This window comes from Fructobacillus sp. ESL1096 (assembly GCF_058511985.1).
On sequence record NZ_CP196400.1, the window covers coordinates 911,539 to 927,500 of the forward strand.

Below are 15,962 nucleotides of genomic sequence, written 5' to 3' on the forward strand. Positions count from 1 at the left end.
CCGGCCGAAACTGGTCAAGTATGATATAATTTAAAGGATTGTAGGGGACTGTTTTTTCTTTTAGACCCTACCGAACATGAATTTTGGAGAAATAATAACCATGGCAAGAGATATTGGAATTGATTTGGGAACCGCCAACGTTTTGATTTACGTTGAAGGCGAAGGTGTGGTCCTTAATGAACCTTCCGTTGTCGCCGTTGACGACAAGACTGACCGTGTTTTGGCCGTTGGGGCTGAAGCCTACCGGATGGTTGGTCGGACACCCGGAAACATTCGGGCCGTTCGTCCTTTGAAGGATGGAGTCATTTCTGACTTCGATATTACAGAAGCGATGTTGACTTACTTTGTTAACAAATTGAACGTCAAAGGCTTTATGTCAAAGCCAAACATCATGATCTGTGCACCAACAAACATTAGTGAAATTGAACGTAAGGCAATTATTCAAGCCGCTGAAAAGGCTGGTGGTGCTAAGGTTTATTTGGATTACGAGCCAAAGGTTGCTGCTATTGGTGCTGGTTTAGATATCTTTAAGCCAGTTGGTTCAATGGTAATTGATATGGGTGGTGGAACTTCTGATATCGCCATCTTGTCATTGGGTGACATTGTTGTTTCAGAATCAATCCGGGTTGCCGGTGATCGCATGAACACTGATATCGTCAATTACTTGAAGCGTGAACATGGTTTGATTGTTGGTGAGCGTTCAGCAGAAACCATTAAGATTGAAATTGGTTCTGCCTTGAAGTCAGATACGCCAAAGACGATGACTGTTCGTGGCCGTGACAACTTTGAAGGCATGCCACAAACGATTACTGTTAACTCAAACGAAATTGAAGAAGCCTTGCATGACACGTTGGTTCAAATTGCTGACGCTGCCCACTTGGCTTTGTCAAAGTTGCCACCTGAACTGGCTGCTGACATCATCGACCGTGGTGTGATGTTGACCGGTGGAGGTGCATTGCTCGATGGCATGGATAAGTTTATTGCCGATCGTTTGACAGTTCCTGTTTTTGTTTCAGAATCACCATTGGACAACGTGGCCAAGGGAACTGGGGCATTGTTGGAACACATGATGACGAAAAAATAAGGAGCAGTCATGAGCAAGAAAAATCAGAGCTTTGGCGTGTCTTTGGTCACAAAGGACGACGAAATCCAGGTTTTGGTTGATGATCAACCAATCGGTAAAATCGAACAAAATCAGGGTAGCTATACTGGTGTTTTAGGCAAGCAGGTTGTCATTGCCAGTGCTCAATCGACCGATGAAGCCTTGCAGGCAATCCTCGCATCATTCAATCTCTACCATTAATTTTTAAAAAGAATCCTTTGCCGCGGCAAGGGGTTTTTGTACATAGAACCACCTAAAAATTTTGTGCAAAAGGAAGATTCACCATGCAGCGTATCGCATCACATAAAACCGACCGGCCATCTGCTTCAGAGTTGGATTGGGGCATGATTTTAATTTTAATCTTGCTGATGTTAATTGGTCTGTACTCCTTGTACTTTGCTATTTTAAACGGTGGTAAAGGTGCCTCACCGATTAGAGCTGTTATTATGCAGATTGTTTACTGGATTGCTGGTGGCGTGATGATTGCTTTTATTATGCATTTTGATGCCTTCCAGCTCTGGCGATTAGCACCCTTTCTTTATGCCATATCCTTTATTTTACTGATTGCCGTTCTGATTTTTTATAATCGGGCTTTGTATGCGAATGCGGGTGCTAAGTCATGGATTGTTATTGGACCTGTTTCGATTCAGCCGGCGGAATTTGTAAAACCATTTTATATCGTGATGTTAGCGAAAATTGTCGCTAGTCATAACCGTTTGTACCCAACCCACCAGGTTGATTCCGATTGGTTGTTAATTGCTAAGATTGCCGGATGCTTCTTACCATTGGCCTTCTTAATCGCCTTACAAAACGATTTGGGGACACTTCTCGTCTTTATGGCCATCACGGCTGGAATTGTCGTTGTTTCCGGCATTACCTGGCGGATTCTGGGGCCAGTCTTTGCGGGTGTGGGCGTCTTAGGCGGTGGTATGATTTTCTTAGTGGCTTCGACAATTGGTCGAAGCATTCTGGGAACATTAGGTTTCCAGTCTTACCAATTTGCTCGAATTGATGCCTGGTTGCATCCAGGCCAAGATACCTCAAATACTGGTTATCAGACGTATCAAAACTTGAAAGCTATCGGATCTGGTCAACTGTTTGGGTCTGGGTTTGGTAATATGAAAGTCTTTGTGCCTGTTCGTGAATCGGATATGATTTTCTCAGTAATGGGCGAGTCCTTTGGCTTCATTGGAGGCGCCTTCTTAATTTCCTTATACTTCTTTTTGATTTATCGCATGATTAAGGCAACGTTTAAGGCTAAAAACGCCTTTTATGCTTATATTGCTGCCGGTGTGATTATGATGGTTTTGTTCCACGTCTTTGAAAACATTGGTATGAACATTGGTCTCTTACCATTGACAGGAATTCCACTGCCCTTTATTTCACAGGGAGGGTCGTCGCTGGTTTCGAATATGATTGGGGTTGGGCTGATAATGTCGATGTCTTATCAACAACAAAGTAGAACTTTCAACGATTCGAACGAATTTAATTTGTAAAAGGGTGCTATGGAAGAACTTGCAGCAATTCATGAAAAAACACGGGTTTTATTATCACAGCTACGCAGTGGGGATGTTTATGAATCACTACCTGAGTTACTCTATGTCTTAAAAGAAAATGCGGACATGGAACCGGCTGAGCCAACTCCACGACCTAGAGATTCAATGGTCGTGATTGAACAAATGCAGGTCTACCAGGATGTGTGGTCGGCCAACCATGAGGAATCCAATCAGTTTGTAGCAGATGATGACTTGCGGGCAGTCGTGGAACAGTTGTCTTCACCGAGTGCAAAGATTCGTGATACGGGGGCCTTCTTCTTTCTTGGGAATGCCATCCAAAATGGGCATTTAAGTCATCAGCAATTAGACTGGTTGACGGCTGAAATGATTGGTGACGACCACCTACTTAGTCAAATTTTGCAGGAAGAAAACGATGGTGCTTATGGACGCTCTTTTGCCCTTGCCATTCTTTCGATTTTATTGATGGCTGATCAGCAAGCTGCTGAACCCTTTATTGGCTCAGAGTTGATGATGGCTATCGTCGAACAGGTTAGCCTGTATACGCTGTTAGAACTGGATACACGCGGTTTCGTGCCTGGCCATGGTTGGATCCATGCCTTTACTCATTTAGCAAATGTGTTGGGCGCGATTTTTGACCGGACGGATGTTCCACGGTCAGACAAACTTTTCTTGCTTGCTTGTATCATGACGAATTTCCGTCAGCTAAACACACCACTCACGATGGGTGAGCTAAACCGCCAAGTAGGAACCATCTTGCGCTTGAGTCAAAAGCACAGCCTCTACGCCGATTATTTACTACTATCATTAAAATTGTGGCGGCAAGACCTTGTGAATGAACCCTTTGCACAAACTCGGTCACGCTGGCAGAAATTATATAATCGCGTTGATTTCTTCCAGCAAATTTTAGCTTTTGGTCAAGATCAGGTGCCTGAAAAAATTTGGGCATATGTCCAAGAGACTAAGAATTACCTTTCTTAATTGTCTTCGTCTCGCTAGGTTGGCGAATGAAAAAAATATTTACCCATGACGTCCACCTGGCTGGTGGACCAATAAAGGAATTTTCTTATGAGCAAAAAACATGTTGTATTGTTGTTTGGTGGAAACTCGTCAGAGCACGATGTTTCCAAGCGGTCTGCCTATAATTACTATCAGGCCCTAAAGGAAACGGGCAAGTATGACCTTTCGGTCGTGGCTATTGCCCAAAATGGTTTTTTCTTGGATGCTAAGCGATCATTTGAAATTATGAACCAAGCCGATGAGGCTCCTTTGGTTGCTGAATACATGGCAAGCATTGACCCAAAGGAAACGTTGGCACCGATTGCTGCCTTAAAGGATTTGCCACCAATTGATATCTTTTTCCCAGTTGTTCATGGTAACCTTGGCGAAGATGGTACGCTTCAAGGTCTTTTCCGTCTCTTGAAGAAGCCTTATGTTGGTGCCGCTTTGCGTGGCCACGCAATTTCTTTTGATAAGGTGATTACCAAGGAAATTTTGACGGCCAATGGCATCCGTAATACCAAGTACCTGGTTACTTATCAAAATGATGATCAGCCATTGACCTGGGCAACTGTTGCAAAAGAGTTAGGTTCACCGGTCTTTGTTAAGGCTGCTAATCAGGGATCATCCGTTGGTATTTCACGGGCTGAAAATGAGGCCGAATATCAGGCTGCCTTGGCTGATTCCTTCAAGTATGACCGCAAGGTCTTGGTTGAGGCAGCCGTTAATGGCCCCCGTGAATTAGAGGTTGGCGTGATTGGAAATGATGATATTTTAGTTTCTGAAATCGGTGCCCACCAAGTACCAGATCAAGGTGGGAATGGTAAGGGCTGGTATGATTACAAATCAAAGTTTGTGGATAACTCAGCTGTTGCCTTTGAGATTCCCGCTAACTTGCCAGAAGATGTCACGGCTGAAATTAAAGCGATGGCAAAGAAGGCTTACCAAGTCTTGAACTTGGCCGGTGAAGCTCGGATGGATTTCTTAATTGACGAGAATAACGTTCCTTACTTAGGTGAACCAAATACGCTGCCAGGATTTACTAACATGTCCTTGTTTAAGCGCTTGTGGGATTATTCCGATATTAACAATGCCAAGTTGGCTGATATGATGGTGCAATATGGCTTTGAAGCTTACGAAAAGGAACAACTGATTTCTTATTCATTTGAATCATTGGGTGAAGAGAAGGTTGGAACTTTCAACGGCCAATAATTTTAAATAAAAAAACGTCCCTTGTTGTTACGCAAGGGACGTTTTTTTACTGATTTTTACTTTTGAGCGAGCTTTGCGCAACGAACAACCAAGACGTCGATTGTCGCGATTCGAGTAACGAAGGCGGTGACAGAACCGACAACTAGACGTTCAACCGTGTTGAGACCAGTGGCCCCAATTACAATCAAATCAGCTTTGATTTCTTTTGGAATATCGGTTGCAATCATGGTCTTTGGTGAACCATAGTCAATCCGATATGAAACATTTGAGAGGCCTGCCTCAGTTGCTTGCTTTTTGTAAGCTTCCAATGATTGACGGGCATCTTCCGTGATGGTGTCAACCATCGTGTTATCGAAAGATGTAATGTTTTGAATGGCACGAGTATCAATGATATTAGCAATCACTAATTCAGCGTCGCCGTCTTCTTTTGCTAGGGCGATTGCGCGCTTCAAGGCCGCCTCAGCCTCCTTTGAGCCATCCATTGGAACCAAAATTTTCTGGTAAGACTGTGTCATCGTAAAGACCTCTCTTTCTAGGTTCATTATAAGTCTTTTAAGACGAAATAAAAAGCAGAGTCTGCGAATAGGAATTAGTGGATACCAGCAATTGGCTAATTCGTTTAGTCTTTAGTATGAGTTCACAAAAAAAGCCCGCCCGAAGGCGAGCCGTGGGTCATGCCCACGATACTCTATTGGCACCGTTAACCGCTACTCAGATTTTCCTCGAAATTATCGAGGTGGGCGTTTCACCGGGGGCTTTGACTACCAAACGAAAGGGCATGTCATAACCTGAGGATTCCCGTCCAAAATAAAAAGGTTGTAAGGAAAAAGCTGTAAATGTAGCAATGCGTATACCAGAGTATTCACTAAATAGTATACTGATTTTGTCTAAAAATACTAGTCTTGACATTCTGATTTTTGTGAGTAACCATCAGCAAAATTGTTGTTCAAAATCAGATTGGTATTGTTTATTTTAAACCACGGCGCTGTTGGTTTTTGAGGCTCTGATTAACATCCTTTAATTGCTGCTCGAAATTCGAGTTACCTTTTGGCTGGAAATAGGCGTCATCTTTGATCGTATCTGGAAGGTACTGCTGAGCAACCCAGTCATTAGGGAAGTCGTGAGGGTAAATGTAGTCATTTCCGTGGCCGAGTTTCTCGGCGCCCTTGTAGTGACTATCGCGTAGATGGTTTGGGATGGTCTGGGCCTTTGAACGACTGGCTTGGGCGATGGCAGCGTCGATTGCGGTGTAAGCTGAATTGGACTTTGGCGACAATGCTAATTCAATAATGGCATTGGCCAGTGGAATCCGCGCCTCAGGTAACCCTAATTTTTCAGCGGTTTGAATAGCTGTCACGGCTCGTTGTGCGCCGTTTGGATTAGCCAGACCAACATCCTCGTAGGCAATCACAATCAGTCGGCGGACTAAGATTTGCAGGTCACCGGCAATAATCAGCCGGGCGGCGTAGTGTAGGGCCGCGTCGACATCCGATCCTCGAATTGATTTTTGTAGAGCCGAGATAATGTCATAGTGGGCATCGCCATCCTTGTCGGCGACGAGTGACTGCCTTTGAGTAGTTTCTTCGATAACTGCCAGGTTTACCTGGACGATCCCGTTTGCATCCGGCTTGGTCGAAAGAACTGCTAACTCCAAGGAATTCAGGGCAGAACGAAGATCGCCGTTGGTTGCTTGGCTAAGGTGGGTGAGGGCCTCTTCGCTTAGATTGACTTGGTAGTTACCAAGTCCGTTTTCTTGATTTGTCAGTGCCCGTTTAATCGCTTTTTTGATGTCCAGGTCACTTAAGGGTTGGACTTGAAAAATTTGGGTCCGGGAACGGATGGCTGGCGTGACGTTTAAGTAAGGGTTTTCCGTTGTCGCCCCAATCAAGATAATCGCGCCCGATTCAAGGTGAGGAAGGAGGAAGTCTTGTTTGACCTTGTTTAGACGGTGAATTTCATCTAAAAGAAGGACGACAGTCCCTGACATTTTTGCCTCCTCAGCCACAACCTGGAGGTCCTTTTGCGAATCGGTCGCCGCGTTTAGGGCCCGAAAAGCGAAGTTGGTCGAACCAGCAATGGCTGAGGCAATTGAGGTTTTACCAGTTCCGGGTGGACCATAAAGAATCATCGAGGAAAGGCGCTTGGCTGCCACCATCCGCCAAATGATTTTATTTTCGCCGACTAGGTCTTCTTGGCCAACGATTTCTTCAATTTTTGTTGGCCGCATTCGGTAGGCCAGCGGTTTTTGTCCGGGCATGAAGGCTCCTTTCTCAGTATGGCTCTGTTTTGATAAAAAAGAAGCCGGTTGAAACCGGCTTCGTCAGGTTACAGGTCAATTGATTCTTGGTTTACGGCTGATTTTGCCGCAAGAATGACCGCATAGGGGTCGCTTGTTTGTGTTGTTCTTTCAAAATCAGATAGCAGGGTGTAGGGGTGATTGGTGCTAACAGCCATTTGTAAGTAGTTAATGTAAGCATCACCACAAGCATCCTGGTCAATCAGTAAGGTCGTGTTTGGCCAGTTTTGCATCCTTGCCTTGAGTTCTTCTTGAACTTGGCTATCATCGGCCTTTGATTCTTTAACGGCCGCGACTACTCGTTCACGAAAAGTGCCTAGGTAAAGGCGCTGCTCATCAGGATTAATCTTGGGACCGCCATTACCTTGCTGTCCCTGTTCTAAACGGCTGTTAACATCATCCATTGGGTTATCCTCCAATTACTTTACTACAGACAATTATACGAAAAAAGTTAAAAAGATTAAAGGCTTGTGCGCTTTTTTTGACGGTTAATCAACGTTTACTGGTTGATTGACCAGCACTTTGCGGTTTGATGGTTGCAGTTGTGAGCGTTGCCTGCTCAAGCAATTGTGCGAACGATTGTCGCGCTGATTTTTTCCAAAAAAAAGTCACTGCATCAGCAGTGACTTTTCAACCAGAAAGAGTTAATTAAATTATCCCAAACGGTTGTAGTATTCGACGATCAAGGCTTCGTTGATGTCAGCATCCAATTCTTCACGTTCTGGCAAACGAACGAAAGTACCTTCAAGCTTATCGGCATCAAAAGAAACGAATTGTGGACGTGAAACCACTGATTCAACAGCGATTTGGATTGGCACAATGTTCTTTGACTTTTCGCGAACAGAGATTACCTGACCAGGAACAACTTCGTATGATGGAATATCAACACGCTTACCATCAACCAAGATGTGACCGTGGTTAACCAATTGACGTGCTTGTTGGCGAGTAGTTGCCAAACCAAGACGGTAAACCAATGAGTCCAAACGGCGTTCCAAGAAGATCATAAAGTTTGTACCGTGAGTACCTTGACGAACCTTGCCGGCCTTGTTGAACAATGAGTGGAATTGACGTTCAGTCAAACCATAAGTGAAACGCAACTTTTGCTTTTCGCGCAATTGCATTCCATATTCAGAAACCTTTCCACGACGGCCTTGGCCATGGTCACCAGGTGCATAGGCACGACGTGACAATTCCTTACCAGTTCCAGAAAGTGAAACACCCAAACGACGTGAGATACGCCATTTTGGTCCAGTATAACGTGACATGTATATGTCCTCCAAAATGTATTTTGCTGTACATTTGAGGGTCGGCACCAGATGCGTGCAGCGTCAAGAAAAATCGTTTCTCAGTGACTGTAGCTAAGTCCTTACTAACGAGTTTGGACGTTGTTGACGCGCTTCTTTACCGACTGCTACTCAATACAACTTCAACCATTATAGCAAATCAGAAGGAAATTAGCAAGAAAAAGAGTGTTGAACAAAATGGTATCCGTATTTTTATGTCGTTTCGATTGAAAAGTCAGGCTGAAAAAGAAGCAAAAATCTTAAGAAAGGGATAAAAGAAGGCAAATGAATCTAATTTCAGTAGCCAATAGTGTATGGTGGACTTAATTAGTAAATAAAGCTGAGGGTTTAGTACATATGTGGATTATTATTGCAGTTATCGTGATTATCGCTATCTTAATCGGTCTTGGTTGGGTGGTTTTGACACAACGGCAGGCTGCCGCGCAGGCGGTAGATTTTAGTTTGGCTAAAAAAGCGCTCATGGATGAAGACATTGCCACTGATTTGGCAGCAGCAAGAAAGGTCGCCTTAGCTGGTCAGGCTTTGCAAAATTTCCAGGAAACGGAAAAGATTTATCGTGACTTGCGCAACCATCGCTTTGCGGCAATTGATGCGGAAATCAATCGCGCGATGCAATTGAGCGCTGGATTGAACGTTTGGAAGACCAGAAAGTCGCTACAATCTTTGTTAGATCAAATGACCGAAGCTGTTTCTTTGCAAAAACAGGTTGTTTCAGGACTGGAAAGTATACAGCAAGAAAACAAGATGCAACGTCAGGCTATCGATCAATTACATGGTGATTTTGACGATATCACAGAGCGGTTAACAGCCATGAATAACCCCTATGGCCCAAGTGCACCGGCTTTATTAGCCTTTTTATCTGATGAGGAAGATGAGTACCAACGCTACCACGAATTAATTGAGGCTGGGGACCGAGTAAAGGCAGCCCAAAAGTTCGAAGAGGTTGGGATGATCGCTGGTCAGGTTCTTGATTATATGCAAAATCTGCCGATTTTATTTACCGCTTTTAATGAAAAATACTTGGATCAGATTAACGAATTGCACACGAGCTGGCTTGATTTGACGGATCGTGGCGTTGTTTTTGTCGAAGGTGTCTTGGAAGATGCTTTGAGTGAGGTCGATGACCTCCGCCTTCAAGGACTTCAGGCGATTGAAGGTTTGAAAGTCAAGGAAGCAAATACGATTTCAACAACGCTAAACCAGAAGATTCAAGACCTGTATGACCTCATGGAAGAAGAATATCAGGCCTATCACCGTTACTTTAAGCAACAAGAACGTGTCAATACAGAATTTGATCGGGTTAAGGAACAAAACCATTCTTTGCTGCTTGAGCTAACTTATTTGAAGGGACGTTTCATTTTGGGTCATGAGGAAGAAGACCGACAGTCTAGTTATCACCATGACATTGAAGAATTAGTATTGAGTCAACAAGAAGTCCAACGGGCCTTAAAGGAAGGTAGTCAAACATACAGCTGGGCAGTTACGCGCCAAGAAAATTGGTTATCAATTTTGAGCCAGTTAGATAGCGACCAGGTTGCCTTGTACCATCAAATTGAGGAATTCCAACCTGCTTTGCAATCCGCTAAGGAGCATACAACTGCTTATATTGATCAAATTCGCGGTGTGAAGCGCTCTCTTGAACGTCGCGACCTACCAGGGTTGCCCGAGGACTTTCTACAAAAATTCTTTACAGTGAGTGACGAAATTACGCGCCTGGATGAGGCCGTGTATGCGGGAGAAGTCGATCTGGATGATGTGCAGCGTCAATTGAACATTGTCGCTGCTGACTTCGACACCTTAAAGGAACAGGCTCATACTGTGATTGTCGCTGCTGATTTAGCCGTTTCACTCCTTCAATATGCTAACCGTTACCGCGAACAAAACGAACAAGTCGCTAAGGCGTTAAAGGTCGGTCAAAAGCTCTATCAAGTTGATTTTGATTACGATGGCGTAATTCAAGAGATGAAGCCAGTCTTGCAAGAGGTTGAGCCCGGAGCCTTTGAGCGCCTCCAGAAAAATCAGGATCCAGTTCTTTTATAAGAAGTGGACGTGCTTAAAATAATGAAAGTTAGTGGTCCGTGTTCTGATTTCACCACTTAATGACGTCAAAAGTAAATCAAGAAAAAAGAAAAGCTGACTGTCTGGGTTGATTCCCAAACAGTCAGCTTTTTCAATGGAGTTATTTGTTAATTTGCTTCAGTGCAGAGTGGCGGATACCGTAAGTAAAGTACCAAATCAGGCCAATTACGACCCAAACACCATACATTTTCAATGTTTCTGCAGGCAAGCGTAGGATCAACAGTAATGATAATCCGGCAGCAATTAATGGTAAGACAGGATAGAATGGCATCTTGAAACCATCATGTTTCAGGTCGTGACGCTTACGTAAGATCAAGACGCCGAAGCTGATAAACATGAAGGCCGTCAAAGTACCGATGTTAATCAAATTAGCCAATGTACTCAATGGGACAAGGCCAGCCAAGAATGCTTCAACAGCAACTGCTAAAATCAAGGCGTTGACTGGCAGACGGTGTGGACCAGCGACCTTTCCTAAGCCACGAGGTAAGAGACCATCACGACCGAAAGAATAAGCCAAACGTGATGAAGCGAAAATTAAGGCCAACACAGCGGTGAACATTCCAATTAAAGCGCCAATTGTAATGACAACGGAAAACTGTGTTTGCTTAACGGCCTGCAAGGCGAAAGCGGCTGGGTCATCAACGCCCAAGCTCTTGTAATTGACGATCCCTGTCAAGACAATTGAGAACAAGGTGTACAGGATGGCGGAAATTGCGACTGTACCTAAGATCCCCCGAGACATTGTTTTTGTTGGATTCTTGACTTCGGCTGCGTGGGCAGCAATCGTGTCAAATCCTAGGAAGGAGAAGATGATGGAAGCGGTTGCGGCAGTTAAACCACCCAAACCAAAGGCACCTGTTTGGAACTGCTTAGGGTAGAAATCAGCGTAGTTATGTCCTTTTATGAAGAAGAGGCCACCGATAATGAAGAGGGCAATAATGGCAACCTTCAAAACAACACCGGCATTTTCAATCTTCTTTGATTGGCTCACACCAGCGAATAGAACAGCTGCTGAAATTAAGATAATAACCACGGCCATCAAATTGACGACACCACCGGCACCAGGTCCAGCCTGGAGAGCCTTAGGTAAAGCCCAACCCATTTGGCTCAGTAAATTATTGAAATAAGCTGAAAAACCAGTGGCAATCGCTGAAACTGCCAAGAAGTATTCCAAAATTAAGGACCAGCCAAGAATCCAACCAATTACTTCACCATAGATGACAGATCCGTAAGAATAAGCTGATCCAGCAACTGGCATGGCTGATGAAAATTCGGCAAAAGCCATGCCGCAGATACCAGAGAAGATAGCTGCAACTAGAAAGGCGATAGAAACAGCCGGACCAGCGTTGTTAGCGGCCTCATGACCGGGTAAAATAAAGATTCCAGAACCAATGACGGTTCCCACACCCAGGCCGATTAGGTCTTTTGTTGTAAGCACACGCTCCATCTGCTGATCCTTTTCAAGGTAACCAGCAGCTGACTCGCGGGCAAAGGCACGTTTTAGTAACTGCATAACTTTTCTCACTTTATTTTAATATAACTGCCATCAATTGTACCAACTTTTAACTGGATTGTCGATTATTTTGATGATAAGGTAAGAAAACAAAGAAATGGGGGATGAGAAAGCCATGAATCGGGTAATTGTTTTAACGGGACCAGCTGGAGCGGGAAAGACCTCAATTGCAACTTACTTAAAGGAAAAATGGCGCGTGCCGCAAGTCATCACACATACTACCCGTCCTAAGCGGGCTGGTGAGGTTGACGGCCTTGATTATTATTTTGAAACGAAGGATTCTTTCTTATTAAACCATTATTTAGAGTCTGTTCATTATAGTCAGGCAAATTATGGTTCTTCTAAGGAAGGTTTAGAAAAAGCGTGGCAGAAAAACAACCTTGCTAGTATTGTCTTAGACACCAAAGGAGCTGAAACCTACCAAAAAATTTTAGGTGACCAGGCCTGGATTTGGTACGTTACGATTAAAGATGTTGTCAAACTTGAGAACCGCCTGATTGCTCGTGGGGATGAAACAGACCGGGTGCAGGATCGCTTATCGGCACCGGAGTTCCAACGAGACTTAAAGCTACCTGATCAATTGCAAGGCGGTGCTGAGATTATTGTTAATGATGATTGGCAGCAAACCTGTGACCAGGTAGATCGGTTAGTAGAACGCTAAAGGTTTTCAATCGACGAATGTTAAATTTACAATGCTGATAAATCAGCGTTTGAGACCAATCGCTAAAATTACCAAAAAAAGTGTTGACGAGTAGTCAGGTAGGCGCTATACTAGTTATTGTTCGTTACGAAGCAAAGCTGCTTCGAGCGAGGCGCTGGTTGTCAGAGATGACCGGCAGTTGATAAAAGTTCATCAGAAAGTTGTTGACAAGCTTCAACATTCCTGATAAACTAATCAAGTTGCCCTAACAAAGCAACTCAAATAACTTTCTAAATTAGTTGTTGACTTTAGGTCACAGCTAAGGTAAGATAAATGAGTTGCCCAACAAGGCATCGCACATTGAAAACTGAACAAAACTTTGAACAAACAAATCTGTAACGGTGGCTACTTGGTAAGTAGTCACAAACAAATTTGCGAAGTCAATTCGTAACAAACAATAAACGGATAGGCGTTATCGAGAGATAGCAACTAGTCAGTTTAATCGAAGAGCAATCTTCAAACTTTTAACATGAGAGTTTGATCCTGGCTCAGGATGAACGCTGGCGGCGTGCCTAATACATGCAAGTCGAACGCGCAGCGAAGAGTGCTTGCACTCTTCAAGCGAGTGGCGAACGGGTGAGTAACACGTGAATAACCTACCGAAAAGCAGGGGATAACATTTGGAAACAGATGCTAATACCGTATAAAACGTGCTGTCGCATGACAAAACGTTAAAAGGTCCGTTTGGACCACTTTTTGATGGATTCGCGGTGCATTAGTTAGTTGGTGGGGTAAAGGCCTACCAAGACAATGATGCATAGCCGAGTTGAGAGACTGACCGGCCACATTGGGACTGAGACACGGCCCAAACTCCTACGGGAGGCTGCAGTAGGGAATCTTCCACAATGGGCGCAAGCCTGATGGAGCAACGCCGCGTGTGTGATGAAGGCTTTCGGGTCGTAAAGCACTGTTGTATGGGAAGAACGGTAAGGGTAGGAAATGATCTTTACATGACGGTACCATACCAGAAAGGGACGGCTAAATACGTGCCAGCAGCCGCGGTAATACGTATGTCCCGAGCGTTATCCGGATTTATTGGGCGTAAAGCGAGCGCAGACGGTTCGATAAGTCTGAAGTGAAAGCCCACAGCTCAACTGTGGAAGTGCTTTGGAAACTGTCGAACTTGAGTGCAGTAGAAGGTAAGTGGAACTCCATGTGTAGCGGTGGAATGCGTAGATATATGGAAGAACACCAGTGGCGAAGGCGGCTTACTGGACTGCAACTGACGTTGAGGCTCGAAAGTGTGGGTAGCAAACAGGATTAGATACCCTGGTAGTCCACACCGTAAACGATGAACACTAGGTGTTAGAGGGTTTCCGCCCTTTAGTGCCGAAGCTAACGCATTAAGTGTTCCGCCTGGGGAGTACGACCGCAAGGTTGAAACTCAAAGGAATTGACGGGGACCCGCACAAGCGGTGGAGCATGTGGTTTAATTCGAAGCAACGCGAAGAACCTTACCAGGTCTTGACATCCTTTGAAGGTACTAGAGATAGTGCTGTTTTCTTCGGAAACAAAGTGACAGGTGGTGCATGGCCGTCGTCAGCTCGTGTCGTGAGATGTTGGGTTAAGTCCCGCAACGAGCGCAACCCTTATGTTTAGTTGCCAGCATTCAGTTGGGCACTCTAGACAGACTGCCGGTGACAAACCGGAGGAAGGCGGGGACGACGTCAGGTCATCATGCCCCTTATGACCTGGGCTACACACGTGCTACAATGGCGTATACAACGAGCAGCGAACTCGCGAGGGTAAGCGAATCTCTTAAAGTACGTCTCAGTTCGGATTGTAGTCTGCAACTCGACTACATGAAGTCGGAATCGCTAGTAATCGCGGATCAGCATGCCGCGGTGAATACGTTCCCGGGTCTTGTACACACCGCCCGTCACACCATGGGAGTTTGTAATGCCCAAAGCCGGTGGCCTAACCTTTTAGGGAGGAGCCGTCTAAGGCAGGACAGATGACTGGGGTGAAGTCGTAACAAGGTAGCCGTAGGAGAACCTGCGGCTGGATCACCTCCTTTCTAAGGATAATCGGAGCGTTACAGGGACGTCAGAGTCAATTTGATTTGTGCAAAGTTTTGTTTAGTTTTGAGTGCGTGAAGCACAACCAGCGCATGGGGGATTAGCTCAGCTGGGAGAGCACCTGCTTTGCAAGCAGGGGGTCAGCGGTTCGATCCCGCTATTCTCCATTGGCCAGAAGAAAGCCTTTTGGCCAAAAGCTAGTACATTGAAAACTGAATAATCAAGAAATTCTTTTAAAATGATTCAGAGGTGAATCATCTAAATGAACCGAGAAACAACACAAGTTCTTTAAAAAAGAACGGTTTAATCGCAGGTCTGAAAGAAGACCAACTCATAAAACTGATCCAACTGAAAAGTTGTGGTTAAGTGAATAAGGGCGCGTGGTGGATGCCTTGGCACTAGGAGCCGATGAAGGACGTGACTAACTACGATAAGCTTTGGTGAGCGGTAAGTACGCTATGACCCAGAGATTTCCGAATGGGGAAACCCAGCACATAGAAGTGCTATCACTATCTGAATACATAGGATAGTTGAAGGAATACGCTGTGAACTGAAACATCTCATTAGCAGCAGGAGCAGAAAGAAAAATCGATTCCCTGAGTAGCGGCGAGCGAAACGGGAAGAGCCCAAACCAGTGTGCTTGCATGCTGGGGTTGTAGGACTGTCGTTGAGTTACCAAGATAGAAGTTAGGTGAAAACGTTGGGAAGCGTTGTCAAAGAGGGTGATAACCCCGTAACCGAAAGCTTTTGTCCCTAGACAGGATCCTGAGTACGGCCGGACACGTGAAATCCGGTCGGAATCTGCGGGGACCATCCCGTAAGGCTAAATACTCCCTAGTGACCGATAGTGAACCAGTACCGTGAGGGAAAGGTGAAAAGCACCCCGGAAGGGGAGTGAAATAGTTCCTGAAACCACGACGCCTACAAGAAGTCAGAGCCCGTTAATGGGTAATGGCGTGCCTTTTGTAGAATGAACCGGCGAGTTACGGTATCGTGCGAGGTTAAGGTGAAAAAACCGGAGCCGTAGCGAAAGCGAGTGTGAAAAGCGCGAATAGTACGATGCTGTAGACCCGAAACCAGGTGACCTACCCATGGTCAGGATGAAGGTGAGGTAAAACTTACTGGAGGTCCGAACCGGTGCATGTTAAAAAATGCTCGGATGAACTGTGGGTAGCGGTGAAATTCCAAACGAACTTGGAGATAGCTGGTTCTCTCCGAAATAGCT

General features: G+C 45.0%; 12 protein-coding genes, 1 tRNA gene and 2 rRNA genes (1 of these 15 running past the window's edge). 10 read left to right on the forward strand and 5 right to left on the reverse strand.

The window, feature by feature from the left end; genetic code table 11:
• The first annotated feature begins 100 nt into the window (after positions 1-100).
• The 5 genes from ACSYSR_RS04435 to ACSYSR_RS04455 all read left to right on the forward strand — a co-directional run bounded on the left by ACSYSR_RS04435 (position 101) and on the right by ACSYSR_RS04455 (position 4,827).
• On the forward strand, positions 101-1,084 hold the full coding sequence (locus ACSYSR_RS04435; RefSeq protein ID WP_252773524.1) for a rod shape-determining protein: 984 nt from the start codon (positions 101-103) through the stop codon (positions 1,082-1,084).
• 9 nt (positions 1,085-1,093) lie between these two features.
• Positions 1,094-1,303 carry a DUF2969 family protein gene (locus tag ACSYSR_RS04440; protein ID WP_252773525.1) on the forward strand — a complete coding sequence of 70 codons (210 nt, stop codon included), beginning with the start codon at positions 1,094-1,096 and terminating at the stop codon, positions 1,301-1,303.
• Between the two features lie 83 nt (positions 1,304-1,386).
• Positions 1,387-2,598 carry an FtsW/RodA/SpoVE family cell cycle protein gene (locus tag ACSYSR_RS04445; protein WP_252773526.1) on the forward strand — a complete coding sequence of 404 codons (1,212 nt, stop codon included), beginning with the start codon at positions 1,387-1,389 and terminating at the stop codon, positions 2,596-2,598.
• Positions 2,599-2,607: 9 nt separating this feature from the next.
• Positions 2,608-3,597, forward strand: a complete 990-nt coding sequence (locus tag ACSYSR_RS04450; protein ID WP_489816030.1) for a DUF2785 domain-containing protein — start codon at positions 2,608-2,610, stop codon at positions 3,595-3,597.
• Positions 3,598-3,684: 87 nt separating this feature from the next.
• Positions 3,685-4,827 carry a D-alanine--D-alanine ligase family protein gene (locus ACSYSR_RS04455; protein ID WP_252773528.1) on the forward strand — a complete coding sequence of 381 codons (1,143 nt, stop codon included), beginning with the start codon at positions 3,685-3,687 and terminating at the stop codon, positions 4,825-4,827.
• A 56-nt stretch (positions 4,828-4,883) separates the two neighbouring features.
• On the opposite strand, the gene ACSYSR_RS04460 is transcribed toward ACSYSR_RS04455, so the two are convergent.
• The 4 genes from ACSYSR_RS04460 to rpsD all read right to left on the reverse strand — a co-directional run bounded on the left by ACSYSR_RS04460 (position 4,884) and on the right by rpsD (position 8,388).
• Positions 4,884-5,342 carry a universal stress protein gene (locus ACSYSR_RS04460; RefSeq protein ID WP_252774425.1) on the reverse strand — a complete coding sequence of 153 codons (459 nt, stop codon included), beginning with the start codon at positions 5,340-5,342 and terminating at the stop codon, positions 4,884-4,886.
• Positions 5,343-5,794: 452 nt separating this feature from the next.
• Complete coding sequence (locus ACSYSR_RS04465) at positions 5,795-7,084, reverse strand: replication-associated recombination protein A (RefSeq protein ID WP_489816029.1); 1,290 nt, start codon at positions 7,082-7,084, stop codon at positions 5,795-5,797.
• 68 nt (positions 7,085-7,152) lie between these two features.
• Positions 7,153-7,527, reverse strand: a complete 375-nt coding sequence (locus ACSYSR_RS04470) for a DUF1694 domain-containing protein (RefSeq protein WP_489816028.1) — start codon at positions 7,525-7,527, stop codon at positions 7,153-7,155.
• Between the two features lie 249 nt (positions 7,528-7,776).
• Positions 7,777-8,388, reverse strand: coding sequence for a 30S ribosomal protein S4 (rpsD, locus tag ACSYSR_RS04475; RefSeq protein ID WP_047974713.1), 612 nt, complete (start codon positions 8,386-8,388; stop codon positions 7,777-7,779).
• 375 nt (positions 8,389-8,763) lie between these two features.
• On the opposite strand from rpsD, the gene ACSYSR_RS04480 reads away from it, so the two are divergent.
• The gene (locus tag ACSYSR_RS04480) at positions 8,764-10,467 is read left to right on the forward strand and encodes a septation ring formation regulator EzrA (protein WP_489816027.1); all 1,704 of its coding nucleotides are present in this window, start codon (positions 8,764-8,766) and stop codon (positions 10,465-10,467) included.
• A gap of 139 nt (positions 10,468-10,606) precedes the next feature.
• Here the strand turns inward: ACSYSR_RS04480 and ACSYSR_RS04485 are convergent, their stop codons facing one another.
• Positions 10,607-12,019, reverse strand: a complete 1,413-nt coding sequence (locus ACSYSR_RS04485; RefSeq protein ID WP_489816026.1) for an APC family permease — start codon at positions 12,017-12,019, stop codon at positions 10,607-10,609.
• A 115-nt stretch (positions 12,020-12,134) separates the two neighbouring features.
• On the opposite strand from ACSYSR_RS04485, the gene ACSYSR_RS04490 reads away from it, so the two are divergent.
• The 4 genes from ACSYSR_RS04490 to ACSYSR_RS04505 all read left to right on the forward strand — a co-directional run.
• Complete coding sequence (locus tag ACSYSR_RS04490) at positions 12,135-12,680, forward strand: guanylate kinase (RefSeq protein ID WP_489816025.1); 546 nt, start codon at positions 12,135-12,137, stop codon at positions 12,678-12,680.
• A 504-nt stretch (positions 12,681-13,184) separates the two neighbouring features.
• Positions 13,185-14,736, forward strand: a 16S ribosomal RNA gene (locus ACSYSR_RS04495).
• A 95-nt stretch (positions 14,737-14,831) separates the two neighbouring features.
• A tRNA-Ala gene (locus ACSYSR_RS04500) sits at positions 14,832-14,904 on the forward strand.
• 193 nt (positions 14,905-15,097) lie between these two features.
• Positions 15,098-15,962: ribosomal RNA gene (locus tag ACSYSR_RS04505) — 23S ribosomal RNA — on the forward strand; it runs 2,040 nt beyond the window's last position.
• The 16S and 23S rRNA genes sit together here with 1 tRNA gene alongside, the layout of an rRNA operon.